Origin of the sequence: Devosia sp. SD17-2 (assembly GCF_029201565.1) — a bacterium.
Lineage (GTDB): Bacteria > Pseudomonadota > Alphaproteobacteria > Rhizobiales > Devosiaceae > Devosia.
On record NZ_CP104002.1, the window covers coordinates 2,131,028 to 2,146,391 of the forward strand.

Annotated in this window: 17 protein-coding genes and 3 tRNA genes; all 20 read left to right on the top strand. The window is 60.9% G+C overall.

The window, feature by feature from the left end:
* Positions 1–27: 27 nt before the first annotated feature.
* Positions 28–300 carry an HU family DNA-binding protein gene (locus NYQ88_RS10480; protein ID WP_275606853.1) on the top strand — a complete coding sequence of 91 codons (273 nt, stop codon included), beginning with the start codon at positions 28–30 and terminating at the stop codon, positions 298–300.
* Between the two features lie 127 nt (positions 301–427).
* Positions 428–503, top strand: a tRNA-Val gene (locus NYQ88_RS10485).
* A 519-nt stretch (positions 504–1,022) separates the two neighbouring features.
* Positions 1,023–1,099, top strand: a tRNA-Asp gene (locus tag NYQ88_RS10490).
* Between the two features lie 209 nt (positions 1,100–1,308).
* Positions 1,309–1,385 (top strand) — tRNA-Asp (locus tag NYQ88_RS10495).
* Between the two features lie 184 nt (positions 1,386–1,569).
* Entirely contained in the window at positions 1,570–2,295 is a 726-nt protein-coding gene (gene msrA / locus NYQ88_RS10500; protein ID WP_275651098.1) for a peptide-methionine (S)-S-oxide reductase MsrA, read from the top strand.
* Positions 2,296–2,512: 217 nt separating this feature from the next.
* Positions 2,513–3,058 carry a porin family protein gene (locus NYQ88_RS10505; protein WP_275651099.1) on the top strand — a complete coding sequence of 182 codons (546 nt, stop codon included), beginning with the start codon at positions 2,513–2,515 and terminating at the stop codon, positions 3,056–3,058.
* A gap of 320 nt (positions 3,059–3,378) precedes the next feature.
* Positions 3,379–3,957, top strand: a complete 579-nt coding sequence (locus tag NYQ88_RS10510) for a hypothetical protein (RefSeq protein ID WP_275651100.1) — start codon at positions 3,379–3,381, stop codon at positions 3,955–3,957.
* A gap of 226 nt (positions 3,958–4,183) precedes the next feature.
* Entirely contained in the window at positions 4,184–4,729 is a 546-nt protein-coding gene (locus tag NYQ88_RS10515) for a hypothetical protein (protein ID WP_275651101.1), read from the top strand.
* Between the two features lie 364 nt (positions 4,730–5,093).
* Complete coding sequence (locus NYQ88_RS10520; RefSeq protein WP_275606858.1) at positions 5,094–5,459, top strand: NADH-quinone oxidoreductase subunit A; 366 nt, start codon at positions 5,094–5,096, stop codon at positions 5,457–5,459.
* Complete coding sequence (locus NYQ88_RS10525) at positions 5,450–6,031, top strand: NADH-quinone oxidoreductase subunit B (protein WP_275651102.1); 582 nt, start codon at positions 5,450–5,452, stop codon at positions 6,029–6,031. Before NYQ88_RS10520 ends, NYQ88_RS10525 begins: the two co-directional genes overlap by 10 nt.
* An 8-nt stretch (positions 6,032–6,039) precedes the next feature.
* A complete protein-coding gene (locus tag NYQ88_RS10530) occupies positions 6,040–6,657 on the top strand; it encodes an NADH-quinone oxidoreductase subunit C (protein WP_275651103.1) in 618 nt (205 codons plus the stop codon).
* Positions 6,657–7,847 (top strand): NADH-quinone oxidoreductase subunit D, encoded by a 1,191-nt coding sequence (locus tag NYQ88_RS10535; RefSeq protein ID WP_275651104.1) that lies wholly within the window; start codon positions 6,657–6,659, stop codon positions 7,845–7,847. Before NYQ88_RS10530 ends, NYQ88_RS10535 begins: the two co-directional genes overlap by 1 nt.
* Entirely contained in the window at positions 7,847–9,199 is a 1,353-nt protein-coding gene (nuoE, locus tag NYQ88_RS10540; RefSeq protein WP_275651105.1) for an NADH-quinone oxidoreductase subunit NuoE, read from the top strand. Before NYQ88_RS10535 ends, nuoE begins: the two co-directional genes overlap by 1 nt.
* Entirely contained in the window at positions 9,200–9,403 is a 204-nt protein-coding gene (locus NYQ88_RS10545) for a hypothetical protein (protein ID WP_275651106.1), read from the top strand. It begins immediately after the preceding gene.
* 2 nt (positions 9,404–9,405) lie between these two features.
* A complete protein-coding gene (gene nuoF, locus NYQ88_RS10550) occupies positions 9,406–10,713 on the top strand; it encodes an NADH-quinone oxidoreductase subunit NuoF (RefSeq protein ID WP_275651107.1) in 1,308 nt (435 codons plus the stop codon).
* Between the two features lie 4 nt (positions 10,714–10,717).
* The gene (nuoG, locus tag NYQ88_RS10555; protein WP_275651108.1) at positions 10,718–12,820 is read left to right on the top strand and encodes an NADH-quinone oxidoreductase subunit NuoG; all 2,103 of its coding nucleotides are present in this window, start codon (positions 10,718–10,720) and stop codon (positions 12,818–12,820) included.
* A gap of 9 nt (positions 12,821–12,829) precedes the next feature.
* Positions 12,830–13,927 (top strand): NADH-quinone oxidoreductase subunit NuoH, encoded by a 1,098-nt coding sequence (gene nuoH, locus NYQ88_RS10560; RefSeq protein WP_275651109.1) that lies wholly within the window; start codon positions 12,830–12,832, stop codon positions 13,925–13,927.
* Positions 13,927–14,415, top strand: a complete 489-nt coding sequence (gene nuoI / locus NYQ88_RS10565) for an NADH-quinone oxidoreductase subunit NuoI (RefSeq protein WP_275651110.1) — start codon at positions 13,927–13,929, stop codon at positions 14,413–14,415. The genes nuoH and nuoI overlap by 1 nt, the downstream gene beginning before the upstream one ends.
* 11 nt (positions 14,416–14,426) lie before the next feature.
* Positions 14,427–15,035 (top strand): NADH-quinone oxidoreductase subunit J, encoded by a 609-nt coding sequence (locus NYQ88_RS10570; RefSeq protein ID WP_275651111.1) that lies wholly within the window; start codon positions 14,427–14,429, stop codon positions 15,033–15,035.
* A 15-nt stretch (positions 15,036–15,050) separates the two neighbouring features.
* On the top strand, positions 15,051–15,359 hold the full coding sequence (gene nuoK / locus NYQ88_RS10575) for an NADH-quinone oxidoreductase subunit NuoK (protein ID WP_275606955.1): 309 nt from the start codon (positions 15,051–15,053) through the stop codon (positions 15,357–15,359).
* Positions 15,360–15,364: the final 5 nt, after the last annotated feature.

Below are 15,364 nucleotides of genomic sequence, written 5' to 3' on the forward strand. Positions count from 1 at the left end.
GGCGGGCACTCACTGTGAGGATACGCTATGAACAAGAACGATCTGGTTGGCGTCGTTGCCGACAAGGCTACGATCACCAAGGCGCAGGCCGCTGAAGCGGTTGACGCAGTGTTCGAAGCCATCACCGCCGCTCTTAAGGCAGGCGACGAAGTTCGTCTGGTCGGCTTTGGCACGTTCGCCGTGTCGCAGCGCAAGGCTTCCACTGGCCGCAATCCGGCCACTGGCGCCGAAATCCAGATTCCGGCTTCCAACCAGGCCAAGTTCAAGCCCGGCAAGGGCCTGAAGGACGCCATCAACTAAGCCTGTTTCAGGTTCGATCCTCGAGCGGCCCCGAGCGTTTATCGCCGGGGCCGTTTGTTTTTGCACAATGCCTGTTGACGTGCGAAGGCGGGCACCCTAACAAGGCGCAACTCCGCACAAGCGGCGGGGGCGATTAGCTCAGTTGGTAGAGCGTCTCGTTTACACCGAGAATGTCGGCGGTTCGAGTCCGTCATCGCCCACCATTTTTCCCCTTACATTTCCGTCGCATACAGGCCGCTCCGGCGTTCCGGCTCAGGTCGAGCTTTTAGCTCCCGAGTACAGTGACGTCGGCAGTCATGGTTCGAAGCGATCCGGATGCGTTCGCTGAGACGAGCGTTCGGGCCGATGCGCTCATCTCCCGTTCCATGCACGTCAAGAGGGCCCTCCTACAGGACGGGACTTCTGCGGGGAGGCGTTGGATCGACCCACCCACCAGCGGTCAAAGGCGTGGTCCGATTCATAAAAAGGGGTGTTCGTGCACAAACTTGCGATTCCGGCGAATGCCGGATCTTCGATCGAGGCCGAATGAAAGCGCGGGACACTCCGCTGTCGACAGCACGGCAAAATCCAATCGCGACACTCCGGGGACTTTGCGCGGTATTTGCATGGGATAGGGGAGGGCTGTGTATAAAAATAAGGGAGAGGATGAAGGGGCCTTTACAACCGAAAAGCTGGTCCCTATAGAGAACCCACGTTGCGCGGATGACTTGTTCGCAAGCGCTGCGGGAGTAGCTCAGTTGGTTAGAGCGCCGGCCTGTCACGCCGGAGGTCGCGGGTTCGAGCCCCGTCTCTCGCGCCACCCTTTTTCAGGGTGTCGCAATGGTCCCCTTGAACTCCTCAAAATTTCAGTTTTGAATTCGCCGCGCTCGTCAGCGCGGTTTTTGTTTTTTCAGAACTGATTTTGCTAAGCTGTGGAAAGTTCGAAGGAATTTCCTGGCCCCCTTTACACAGCAAATCGTCTCCAGTAGACAGACTACACGTTGCGCGGATGACTTGTTCGCAAGCGCTGCGGGAGTAGCTCAGTTGGTTAGAGCGCCGGCCTGTCACGCCGGAGGTCGCGGGTTCGAGCCCCGTCTCTCGCGCCACCCTTTCACCGAGATATCCGGTTGATTTAAAGGGTTGGCGCCCTCGGCGAATGAGCCGATTTTTCCTTTCTCTTCCGTTGCTGCACCCTCCGGTTGTCATATCGGCGTGAGGGGGATGTTTCCCGCAGGAAGCTGCGCGATACTGGCTGGGTCAGTCTTGAGCTGACGTTTTGCCGGTGCACCCATGGAAAGCTTTCGTCTTCGTCGCCGTTCCGTCCTTGCCGGCCTTGCAGCATTGCCTGCGCTCGGATTGCTGCCGTTCGCGCGGTCTGCGATGGGGCAGGAGCAGCCGGTCGTTATTCCACCACCCGATCAGGATCTCGCCGAGGAGGGGAGTTCGGCTGTCGCCGTTTTTGCCGGCGGGTGTTTCTGGGGCGTGCAGGGCGTGTTCCAGCGGGTGCGTGGCGTGCGCAATGCGGTGTCGGGATATTCGGGCGGTGCGGCCGAGACGGCGTTCTATGAGATCACCAATCGGGGCGACACGGGGCACGCCGAGAGCGTTGAGATCACCTATGACCCCTCCGAGGTCAGTTACGGCAAGCTTCTGCAGATCTACTTCTCGGTGGCGCACAATCCGACGCAACTGAACTATCAGGGGCCGGACCGGGGGACGCAGTATCGATCTACCATTTTTTACCGCGATGGCGCGCAGGAGAAGGTGGCACGGGCCTATATCGCCCAGCTCGACGACGCGGACCTGTTCGAGGGGCCGATCGTGACCACGCTCGAGCCGCTCGATCGGTTTTACCCGGCCGAGCAGTACCATCAGGATTTTCTGACGCTCAATCCGACCTGGCCCTACATCGTGCATCACGATCTGCCCAAGATCGCCGCGCTGGAGGCTTTGTTTCCTGAAGAATTCCGCGCCGATCCGGTGCTGGTGGGGCAGTTGCCGCAAGTCAGCGGGTAGGGGTGTTGCGCTGCGGCCACGATCGGCCGACGCCTTGTTTTGGCCCTCTGGGGGTCCGTAAGTGGACAGAAAGCCAGCCCATCTCTTTGCGGGCGGGCAGGGGTGCACCGTGTTGCACGTTTGCATCCCTCGCCTGACAGAGAAGGCCATCGACGGAACGGCCGCCGCCAGGGGGGCGTTTCGTTGCCCAGATGGTCCAGTAGTAAGGAGACAAGCGATGCGCAAGTTTACCAGGATCGCCGTGGCGACGATCGCCACCGCCATTCCCATGGGGGCAGTGTACGCCGCTGACCTCATCACAGTACCGACCAGCACTCCGGTGGAGATGCCCGTCTATGAAGAAGCCGGTTTTGACTGGAACGGCTTTTATGCCGGCGTCTATGGCGGCGTGCAGAACAGTGAAATCGGCGGCACGCAGTATGGTCTGGGTGTCCAGGCCGGTGTGAACGCCCAGTTCGACTTCTACCTGCTTGGCGCCGAAGTTGCCGTGCAGGGCATTACCGGGGGCAATGTCGAAACCAGCTACGGCCAGATCCTTGGCCGCGCCGGTCTCGTCGTCACCGATAATGTCGTAATCTATGGTGCGGGCGGTTACGGTATCGACCTCGGCGCGCCAGAAGAGCAGGACGCGCTCCTGGGCGGCGGCGTTGAACTGGCGGTCACCGACTCGATCTCGGTGCGGGCCCAGTATCTGCATGCCTTCCCGACGCAGGGCGACAACCCCAAGGATCAGTTCACGATCGGGGCCAATTTCCACTTCTGATCGCGACAGAATCCGAGTCTCAACAGGTGGCCCCGATTTTCGAATCGGGGCCATTTGCATTTCGGGCAGAAATGTGGCAACGTCCAAATCGCTGGCCACATTAAGGCACTATTAACGACACTCAATCGTCGTGAAGTGGGGGGATGTGCCGGAAATTTGTATCAAATTGGACCAATTGCGCGACTTTGGTGCAACACCCCGCGCAAATGGTCATCAAATTTTATCCGCACCGCCCAAATTGCGTTGGTGTGGGGTTGTCTTAGCGTGTCCCCTGAGTCATGTATCAGCCGACTACGGTTAACTCTATGGGAGTGCAAGATATGTTTGTACGTTCGCTTTCGCTCGGCGTTGCTGCCGCTGCCCTGATGGTTGGTGGTGCTTCTGCTGCTGACCTGATCATCCCGACCACCCCGCAGCCGATCTACGAAGCCGCTGGCTTCGATTGGGAAGGCCTCTATGCAGGCGTGCGTCTCGGTGGCCAGTTCGTCGGTACCGATCCGGCTGGTTATGCCGCTCAGGTCAACAACACCACCTACGGCGTTGTCGGTGCTGCTGTCGGCGTGAACTTCATCCCCGTCGACCCGATCCTGGTTGGCGTTGAAGTCACCGGTGACTACCTCTGGGGCAACAACGTTACCTCCTCCAGCGAATTCTTCGCTAACCTGCGCGTTGGTGCTGTCGTGACCGACGCTGCCCTCGTCTACGCCATCGGTGGCGTTGGCGTTGCTAACACCAACAACGTTTCGACCGGCGTCTACCAGCTGGGTGGCGGCGTTGAATTCGCAGTGACCGATGCCGTCACCGTTCGCGGTGAACTCGTTGGCCAGGGCGACTTCAACAACGGCGGCGACTTCTTCTCCGCTGCCAAGGCCACCGTCGGTGTGTTCTACCACTTCTAAGAATCTAGGCTGAGGGGTCACCCCCTCTGCCTTCTGTTCTTGCAACCCAATTCGGCGAACCGAGAAATCGGTTCGCCGTTTTGGTTTTTGCAGGGCGCGCTGTGTGTCTGGCGAGATACACTTGCTTGCGAACTCTTGAGCGGCATCAATTGTGAATTGTGTGGGGATTGCGACGAAATACCGGCTCTGCCAGTCTTGCTGCATCTACTCCTGCTCGAGGGCTAAAATGACTGTACGTGCACTTCTCGTCGGCGTGTCCATCGCCGCGCTTGGTTCTGTGGCAGCCTCGGCTGCTGATCTCTACATTCCCACAACCCCGCAGCCGATCTATGAAGCTGCCGGTTTTGACTGGGAAGGTCTCTATATCGGCGCCCGCGTCGGCGGTGAGTCGTACAACAACATCGGCTATGGCGTCATTGGCGCCGCGGTTGGCGTAAACTTCATCCCGGTCGACCCGTTCCTGCTCGGCCTTGAAGCCACCGGCGATTACATCTGGGGCAATGGCTTCGGTGCCGGCGAATTCTTCGCCAATATCCGTGCCGGTGCCATCGTGACCGATGCGGCGCTCGTCTATGCAATTGGCGGTGTTGGCGTCTACACGAGCAATGGTGTGACGGTCAGCGAATACCAGCTCGGCGGCGGTGTGGAATTCGCCGTGACCGATGCGGTCACCGTTCGCGGCGAGATCGTCGGCCTGGGTGACTTCGACAATGCCAATGATCCCTTCTTTGAAGGCGCGAAGGCGACTGTCGGCGTGTTCTACCACTTCTGAGAATCAACTGGCCGACGAGTGTCAAGTTGGCCAACTTGATTATGCGACATTTTGCAATGGCGGTTCCGAGAAGGGGCCGCCATTTTTCGGCATGGGTAGGGCAGGCGAGGGGTTGGAGCTGAAGGCTCGAAAAAGTCAGGTTATGCGGCGATGCGTGCCAGATCTGCTCCGGAAACGATAACAGTGTCCCAAGTAATCTCAGAATAGAAAAAGATGACCTGTGCCATCATGTTTTCTTTCCCTTGAAACCGTCCCTACGAAGGTCTAAGCCCTAGCCATCAAAAGAAGCGTCGGTTCGCTGGCCCCAATTGCTGGCAGACCCACGTATGCCGGCTCTCCGCCGGTGCAAACCTTAGGCTGCCGCATGACTGATTTGCTCAGCAATTATCTGCCCATCGTCATCTTTGTCGGACTTGCCGCCGTTATTGGTCTGGCGCTCCTGGTTGCCCCATGGCTTGTTGCCCACAGGCGGCCGGATCCGGAGAAGGTCTCGGCATTCGAAGCAGGCTTTGAAGCTTTTGACGATGCGCGCATGAAGGTCGATGTCCGGTTTTACCTGGTGTCGATCCTGTTCATCATCTTTGACCTGGAAGTGGCTTTCCTCTTCCCGTGGGCCGTGGCGTTCCATGACATCGGCTGGTTCGGCTTCTGGTCGGTCATGATTTTCCTCGGCGTGCTGACAATCGGCTTTATTTATGAATGGCGTAAGGGAGCTCTCGAATGGGATTGAGCCAGGCCAATTCGACTTTGGTTACCCCGCGTCCCACCGGGGCGCTGGATCCGGCAACCGGCAAACCCATTGGCGCTGACGATGCGTTCTTCACCGGTGTGAACAACGAGCTCGCGGACAAGGGTTTTCTGACCACCACGGTGGCGCAGCTCATCACATGGGCCCGAACCGGGTCCCTCATGTGGATGCAGACCGGTCTTGCTTGCTGCGCCGTCGAGATGATGCAGATGTCGATGCCGCGCTATGACGTCGAGCGTTTTGGCACGGCGCCGCGCGCTTCTCCGCGCCAGTCTGACGTGCTGATCGTCGCCGGGACCCTGACCAACAAGATGGCGCCCGCTCTGCGCAAGGTCTACGACCAGATGCCCGAGCCGCGCTATGTCATCTCCATGGGCTCCTGCGCCAATGGCGGCGGGTACTACCATTATTCGTACTCTGTCGTCCGTGGTTGCGATCGGGTGCTGCCGGTTGACGTTTATGTCCCCGGGTGCCCTCCGACCGCAGAGGCGCTTCTTTACGGCATCCTGTTGCTGCAAAAGAAGATTCGCCGTGACGGCACGATTGAGCGATAGGGCAGGCCATGGACGAGAATATCACTGTTGAGCCGCTTGCTGCACTGGGTGAACATGTCGCAGGGGCGCTGGGCGCGGCGGTCAAGGGTTTCGAGGTCGCCTATGGTGAGCTCACGATCAATGTCGAGCGCGAGGCGATCGTCGACGTCGTGACCTTCCTGCGCGATGACGCCAGGTGTCGGTTCATTTCGTTCGTTGATGTCTGCGGCGCCGACTATCCGGCCCGCGAATTCCGCTTCGACGTGGTCTATCACTTGCTCAGCCCGCATCTGAACCAGCGTATCCGCGTCAAGCTGCAGGCTGACGACGTGACGCCGGTGCCGTCCATTGTCGACGTGTTTCCCGGCGCGAACTGGTTCGAACGCGAGGCCTACGACCTTTATGGCGTGCTGTTCTCCGGCCATCCGGATCTGCGCCGTATTCTCACCGACTACGGTTTTGACGGGCATCCGCTGCGCAAGGATTTCCCGCTGACCGGCTTCGTGCAGGTGCGTTACGACGAGGAACGCCGCCGTGTGGTCTATGAACCGGTGGCGCTGCAGCAGGAATTCCGCACGTTCGATTACCTGTCGCCTTGGGAAGGGACCGACTACGTGCTTCCGGGCGACGAGAAGGCGAAGAACTGATGTCTGAAGTCGACGTTCGCAATTTCACCATCAACTTCGGCCCCGTGCACCCTTCGGCGCACGGTGTGCTGCGTTTGATTCTCGAGCTGGACGGGGAACTGGTCGAGCGCGTCGATCCGCATATCGGGCTGCTACATCGCGGCACCGAAAAGCTGATCGAGGCCAAGACCTATCTGCAGGCGCTGCCCTATTTCGATCGCCTCGACTATGTGGCGCCGATGAACCAGGAGCACGCCTACGCCCTGGCCATCGAGAAGCTCCTCGGCATTGAAGTGCCGCGCCGTGGCCAGCTGATCCGCGTGCTCTATTCGGAGATCGGGCGTCTGCTCGCTCACCTGATGAACGTCACCACCCAGGCCATGGACGTCGGCGCGCTGACGCCACCGGTGTGGGGCTTTGAGTGGCGCGAAAAACTGATGATCTTTTATGAGCGCGCTTCAGGCGCGCGCATGCACGCTGCCTATTTCCGTCCCGGTGGCGTCCATCAGGACCTGCCGCAGGATCTGGTCGACGATATCGGCGTCTTCTGCGGTGAGTTCCTCGACTTCATGGTCGATCTCGATCGCCTGCTGACCGAGAATCGCATCTTCAAGCAGCGCAATGTCGACATTGGCGTGGTGCCGCTGGACGAGGCCTGGGCCCGTGGGTTCTCAGGCGTGATGGTTCGTGGTTCGGGCGCTGCATGGGATCTGCGCAAGTCTCAGCCCTATGATTGCTACGAAGAGATGGAATTCGACATTCCCGTCGGCTCCAATGGCGACTGCTACGACCGCTATCTGATCCGTATGGAAGAGATGCGGCAGTCGACGCGCATCATGCAGCAGTGCGTGGCCAAGCTCACCGCGCCGGAAGGCAAGGGGCCCGTGGCCTCTGTCGACGGCAAGGTGGTGCCGCCCAAGCGCGGTGAGATGAAGCAGTCGATGGAAGCGCTCATCCATCACTTCAAGCTCTACACCGAAGGTTTCAAGGTGCCTGCCGGCGAGGTCTATGTCGCCGTCGAAGCGCCCAAGGGCGAGTTTGGCGTCTATCTGGTCTCGGATGGCACCAACAAGCCTTATCGCTGCAAGATCCGCGCGCCGGGTTTCGCTCATCTCAGCTCCATGGATCACCTCTGCCGCGGCCACATGCTGGCCGACGTCACGGCGATCCTGGGTTCGCTCGATATCGTGTTCGGAGAGGTTGATCGCTGATGGTTGCGCGTCGCCTTGCGGATGAGTCGGTTCAGCCGGCAAATTTCGCCTTTAGTGCAGAAAATCAGGCCTGGGCCGAAAAGCGCATCGCGCTTTACCCGGAAGGTCGCCAGCAGTCGGCCGTTATTCCGCTGCTGATGCGGGCGCAGGAACAGGACGGCTGGGTCTCCCGCGCGACCATCGAACGGGTCGCCGAGATGCTGGGCATGGCCTATATCCGCGTGCTCGAAGTAGCCACTTTCTACACCCAGTTCCAGCTGCAGCCCGTGGGCAAGCGGGCCCACGTGCAGGTCTGCGGCACGACGCCTTGCATGCTGCGCGGGGCAGGGGAGCTGATCGAGGTCTGCAAGAACAAGATCCACCACGACCCGCATCATCTCAATGATGATGGCTCGATGTCGTGGGAAGAGGTCGAGTGCGCTGGCGCCTGCGTCAACGCACCCATGGTCACCATCTTCAAGGATACCTATGAGGATCTGACCCCGGCTCGCCTCGAGGAAATCATCGACGCCTTCCACGCAGGGCGCGGCGATACCATCAAGCCTGGCACCCAGATCGAGCGCCTTAACGCGGCGGCCCAAGGCGGCCAGTCGACGCTGCTTGAAATGCCGACGGCGACGCGCGAAAAATTCGTGCCGCCTCCGCCGCCACCAGATGCTGCTCCCGCGGTTCCGGCTGCAGCGCCGGCTGCAGCGCCGGCCGCTGCTCCAGCTGCCCCGGCACCCGCACAGGCGCCGACGACGGCTGCCCGTCCCAAGGATGTCACGGAAGAATCCGCGCCCGCCATCAAGGGGACGCCGGCCGACGCCAAGGTTTCCGAAGGCAAGGCCGAGGCCGAACGCGCCAAGGCCAATGTCGAAGCCAAGGCTGATGGCACCCCAAGCCAGCCGATGCGCGAAGGCGCTGTCGGCGCCGAGGTCGAGGGTGGCAAGATCGACGGGGGCAAGGCTCCCGGCAAGCCGCATGACAACCCGCCTGCCGCTGACGGCTCGGCCGCGACTGTCGGCAAGGAAAAGCCCGAGATCGTCGCGCCTCCGGCCAATCCGGCCGAGGTCAATCCGGTGGCTGAAAAGGGCGGCGTGCAGCCGCTGTTTACGGCCCCTGCCGGTGATCCGGATGACCTCAAGCTGATCTCCGGCGTTGGTCCTGTCCTCGAGGGCCGGCTCAATGCCCTTGGCATCACGCGCTGGAGCCAGGTTGCGGCGATGACGCCTGAAGACATTGCCAAGGTCGAAGCCAGCCTCAACTTCAAGGGTCGCGTCGCGCGCGACAACTGGTTGGCTCAGGCTGAAGTCCTGGCCCGGGGCGGCGCAGAAGAGTACCGCAAGGTATTTGGCAAGGATCCCCGCTAAATGGCTGAGCGCAGAATCGATTTTGGCAGATTGGGGATGGCGGAATACGGCGTTGGCGTCGGTTTTGCCCTTGTCTGCATCGTTATCGTTTCTGGGCTCACCGAATTTGCGAATGTAGAGCTACCGGGCTTTGTCTCGGTGGCGGTCGGGGCGGCGCTCGGTGTGGCTGCCTGGTTTTCCTATTTGTTGAAGCGGAATAGCTGATCATGCTCGCTGATAAGGACCGCATATTCACCAATCTCTATGGCCAGCACGACTGGCGCCTCGAAGGCGCGAAGTCTCGCGGGGCATGGGTTGGCACCAAGGAATTCATCGAATCCGGCCGCGACTGGATCACCAATGAGGTGAAGTCCTCTGGCCTGCGTGGCCGTGGTGGTGCTGGTTTCCCGACCGGGCTGAAGTGGACCTTCATGCCCAAGGTGAATGACGGACGTCCGCACTACCTTCTGGTCAATGCTGACGAGTCCGAGCCCGGGACCTGCAAGGACCGCGAGATCCTGCGCCATGATCCGCACCATCTGATCGAGGGGTGCCTGCTGGCTTCCCGCGCCATGGATGCGCATTTGGCCTTCATCTATGTGCGTGGCGAGTTCGTACGCGAGCGTGAGCGTCTCGAACATGCCGTGCAGGAAGCCTATGACGCAAAGCTGATCGGTAAGGACAATATCCACGGCTGGGACCTGGACATCATCGTCCATCACGGCGCCGGCGCTTACATCTGCGGCGAAGAAACCGCGCTGATGGAATCGCTCGAAGGCAAGAAGGGCCAGCCGCGCCTAAAGCCGCCGTTCCCGGCCGGCATGGGCGTTTATGGCAACCCGACCACGGTCAACAATGTGGAAACGATCGCCGTCGTGCCGGAGATCCTGCGCCGTTCCGGTGCATGGTTCTCCTCCATCGGCCGTCCGAACAATGTCGGCACCAAGCTGTTCATGGTCTCGGGCCATGTGAACAAGCCGGCCACGTTCGAAGAGGCCCTGGGCGAGAGCTTCAAGGACATCATCGAAAAGCATTGCGGCGGTATCCGCGGCGGCTGGGACAATCTGCTTGCGGTCATTCCCGGCGGCGCGTCCTGCCCGGTGGTGCGTGGCGAAGACATGATGGATGCCACCATGGACTTCGATGGCATGCGCGAAAAGAAGTCGTCCTTCGGGACCGGCGGCATGATCATCATGGACAAGAACACCGATATCATCCGGGCGATCTGGCGCATCTCGGCTTTCTTCAAGCATGAGAGCTGTGGCCAGTGCACGCCGTGCCGTGAAGGCACCGGCTGGATGATGCGCGTCATGGAACGCATGGTCGAGGGCCGCGCCCAGAAGCGCGAGATCGACATGCTGTTCTCGGTGACCAAGCAGATCGAAGGTCACACCATTTGCGCCCTTGGCGACGCGGCCGCCTGGCCGATCCAGGGCCTGATCCGCAACTTCCGAGACGTGATCGAAGCGCGGATCGATCAATATACCTGGTCCTCGACCAGCGACGGCGCCGTGCCGTCGATTGCGGCGGAGTAAGCCGATGGCTCAGATCAAAGTCGACGGCACGCTCGTCGAAGTACCTGACTACTACACGCTGATGCAGGCCGCCGAAGCAGCCGGCGCGGAAATCCCGCGCTTCTGCTATCACGAGCGCCTGTCGGTTGCCGGCAATTGCCGCATGTGTCTGGTGGAAGTGAAGGGTGGTCCGCCCAAGCCGCAGGCTTCCTGCGCCATGTCGGTGAAGGATCTGCGTCCCGGCCCGAATGGCGAGCCGCCCGAAATGTTCACCAACACGCCCATGGTCAAGAAGGCCCGCGAAGGCGTGATGGAGTTCCTGCTGGTCAACCATCCGCTCGATTGCCCGATCTGCGATCAGGGTGGTGAATGCGACCTGCAGGACCAGGCCATGGCCTATGGTGTCGACAAGTCGCGATACCAGGAAAACAAGCGCGCGGTCGAAGACAAGTATCTGGGGCCATTGGTGAAGACGGTGATGAACCGTTGCATCCACTGCACCCGCTGCGTGCGCTTCACCACAGAAGTTGCCGGCATTTCCGAGATGGGCCTGCTCGGTCGCGGCGAAGACGCCGAGATCACCTCCTATCTCGAACGCGCTCTCTCCAGCGAGCTGCAGGGCAATGTTATCGACCTCTGCCCGGTCGGTGCGCTGACTTCCAAGCCCTATGCGTTCCACGCCCGTCCGTGGGAGCTGACCAAGACCGAATCCATCGACGTCATGGACGCCGTTGGCTCGAACATCCGCGTCGACAGCCGTGGCCGCGAAGTGATGCGCATCCTGCCGCGCGTCAACGAAGCCATCAATGAAGAGTGGATTTCGGACAAGACCCGTTTCGTCTGGGATGGCCTCAAGAACCAGCGCCTCGATCGTCCTTATGTTCGCAAGAACGGCAAGCTGCAGGCGTCGAGCTGGGATGAAGCCTTCGCGGCCGTCGCCGCTCGCATCAAGAAAGCCGGCAACAAGGTCGGCGCCATCGCCGGTGACCTCTCGGCGGTCGAGGAAATGTATGCGCTCAAGGCGCTCTTGGCCTCGCTCGGCTCGGGCATGACCGATGTGCGTCCTGCCATGTCCGGTATTGATCCGTCCATGCCGCGCTCGGCCTATCTCTTCAATCCGACGATTGCCGGGATCGAGGAAGCCGACGCCACCCTCATCATCGGCGCTAACCCGCGTCGCGAAGCGGCCGTGCTCAACGCCCGTATCCGCAAGACCTGGCGCGGAAAGAACCTGCCGATCGGTGTCATCGGCGAACAGGCTGATCTCACCTATGACTACGCCTATCTCGGCGAAGGCTTTGAGACCCTGGCCGATCTGGCTGCGGGCAATGGCTCGTTCGCTGAAACCCTCGCCAATGCCCAGCGCCCGCTGATCATTGTAGGCGAGGGCGCCGTGTCCCACGCCAGCCTCGGCAAGCAGGTCGGTCGCGACGTGATCGCTCTGGCATCCAAGCTTGCCAGCGGCCCGAATGTGGCCGAGGGCTGGAATGGCTTTGCCATGCTCCACAACGCAGCCAGCCGCGTCGGTGGCCTCGATATCGGCTTCGTGCCGCATGACGGTGGCGTTTGCTCGGCTGACCAGATCGCTCTCGCCGGCAAGGGCGAGCTCGATGTCCTGTTCCTGCTCGGTGCTGACGAATACGACATGTCCGCCATGGGCAATGCCTTCGTCGTCTATATCGGCAGCCATGGCGATGCCGCGGCACACCGGGCCGACGTCATCCTGCCGGGTGCGACCTACACCGAGAAGTCGGGCACCTATGTGAACACGGAAGGGCGCGTGCAGACGACGACCCGCGCCGTGTTTCCGCCGGGCGACGCAAAGGAAGACTGGGCCATCATCCGCGCCCTTTCGGGTGTGGTCGGCAAGCCGCTGCCGTTCAATTCGCTCAGCCAGCTGCGGTCGGCCATCCATGCCGAAGTTCCGCACCTGGCCCGTATCGACGAGATCGAGCCGGCCAATGGGGCTGACCTCGGCAAGCTGGCCAAGGCTGCCATCAAGACCAAGTCGGCTCCGTTCACATCGCCGGTAACGGACTTTTATCTCAGCAATCCGATCGCTCGCGCCTCGGCGACCATGGGCGAGTGCGCCGCATTGGCCGCCGGTCTGCAGCAGGCAGCGGAGTAGGGGAGCACAATGGACTTTATTCTCGCTGCCCTTGATTACCTTCTCGGCATCCCGGTCTTCGGCTGGGGCACGCAGGTCGGTTTCCTCTACAAGGCCCTTGCGCTGCTCGTTGCGCTGCTCGTCTTCACGGCGTTCATCCTGCTGGCCGACCGCAAGGTCTGGGCGGCGGTGCAGCTGCGTCGCGGCCCCAACGTCGTGGGCCCGTTCGGCCTGCTGCAGTCTTTCGCCGACCTATTGAAGTTCGTGCTGAAGGAGCCGCTGATCCCGGCCGGTGCCGACAAGGCACTGTTCCTTCTCGCCCCGCTCGTCACTGCCACGCTGGCTCTGGCCGGCTGGGCCGTTGTCCCGATCGATAATGGCTGGGCGATGGCCAATATCAATATCGGCATCCTGTACCTCCTCGGTATTTCCTCGCTCGGCGTCTATGGCGTGATCATCGGCGGCTGGGCCTCGAACTCGAAATATCCGTTCTTCGGCTCGATCCGCGCCGCGGCACAGATGGTGTCCTACGAAGTCTCGATCGGCCTCGTGATCATCACCGTGCTGCTCTGCGTGGGCTCGCTGAACCTCAACGACATCGTCGTCGCACAGCAGGAAATGGGTCTGGCCCATATGCTTGGCGTGCCGTGGCTCTCGTTCCTCAATTGGTTCTGGATCCCGCTCTTCCCGATGTTCGTGATCTTCTACATCTCGGCCCTGGCGGAAACCAACCGTCCGCCCTTCGATATGGCCGAAGGCGAGTCCGAGCTGGTGGCGGGCTTCATGACCGAATATTCGGCCACGCCCTACATGCTGTTCATGCTCGGCGAATACATCTCGATCCTCCTGATGTGCGCCATGACCACCATCCTGTTCATGGGTGGCTGGGCTGCGCCGATCGACCTGCCGCCGTTCACCTGGATCCCGGGCGTCATCTGGTTCTTCATCAAGCTGAGCCTTGTCTTCTTCATGTTCGCGATGGCCAAGTCGATCGTGCCTCGCTACCGCTATGACCAGCTGATGCGGATTGGTTGGAAGGTGTTCCTGCCCCTGTCGCTGATCATGGTCGTCATCGTTGCCTTTGTCCTCAAGCTGACCGGCTGGGGCTGGCACGGAGGGATTGCCTGATGCGCGCTACACAACTGTTCAATACGCTTCTGCTGCGCGAGTTCGTGTCGGCCTTCTTCCTGGCGATGCGTTACTTCTTCACGCCCAAGCCGACGATCAACTACCCCTTCGAAAAGGGACATGTGTCGCCGCGCTTCCGGGGTGAGCATGCCCTGCGTCGCTACCCCAATGGGGAAGAGCGCTGTATCGCCTGCAAGTTGTGCGAAGCCATCTGCCCGGCGCAGGCCATCACAATCGAGGCCGGCCCGCGCCAGAACGACGGTACCCGTCGCACCGTGCGCTACGACATCGACATGGTGAAGTGCATCTACTGCGGCTTCTGCCAGGAAGCCTGCCCGGTGGACGCCATCGTGGAAGGTCCGAACTTCGAATTCGCGACTGAGACGCGTGAAGAGCTCTACTTCAACAAAGAGCGCCTCTTGGCCAATGGCGATCGTTGGGAGCGTGAAATCGCTGCCAATATCGCGGCCGACGCGCCGTATCGCTGAGAGGGAAGAGCATGACACTTCCACTGTTCTTCTTTTACCTGTTCGCGACGATCGCCGTGGCGTCGGCCTTCATGGTCATCTCCTCGCGCAATCCCGTTCACTCGGTGCTGTTCCTGATCCTGACGTTCGTCAATGCGGCGGGTCTGTTCATGCTGGCCGGCGCAGAGTTCCTCTCCCTGCTGCTGATCGTTGTCTATGTCGGTGCCGTGGCGGTGCTGTTCCTTTTCGTTGTCATGATGCTCGACGTGGACTTTGCGCAGATGCGCCAGGGCATGCTGCAGTACGCGCCTGTGGGCATTCTGGTCGGCATCGTCCTGTTGCTTGAGCTGCTGCTGGTCGCCGGCAGCACTTTCGTCACGCCGGACGTTCCGGGCGGTGCGGGCCTACCGATCGACCAGACGATGGAAAACACCCGCCAGCTCGGCCTCGTGCTCTACACGCGCTACGTCTTCCTGTTCCAGGCTGCCGCTGCTGTTCTGCTGGTGGCCATGATCGGGGCGATCGTTCTGACGCTGCGGCACAAGACCAACGTCAAGCGGCAGAACCCGGTGGATCAGGTTGGCCGCAAGGCCAGCGAGACGCTCAAGGTTGTCAAAGTCAAAAGCGGTCAGGGGCTATAGGGGTTTATCATGGGCTTGGAAATCGGGCTCGGTCACTACCTGACCGTTGCGGCAATCCTGTTCACGCTCGGCGTGTTCGGCATCTTTCTCAATCGCAAGAACGTCATCGTCATCCTGATGTCGGTCGAATTGATCCTCCTCGCGGTCAATCTCAACCTCGTCGCCTTCAGCGCGCAGCTGGGCGACCTGCAGGGGCAGGTGTTTGCCTTGATGATCCTCACCGTTGCCGCCGCAGAGTCGGCGATCGGTCTGGCCATCCTGGTCGTGTTCTATCGCAACCGTGGCTCTATCGCGGTTGAAGACGTCAATATGATGAAGGGCTGAGGCTG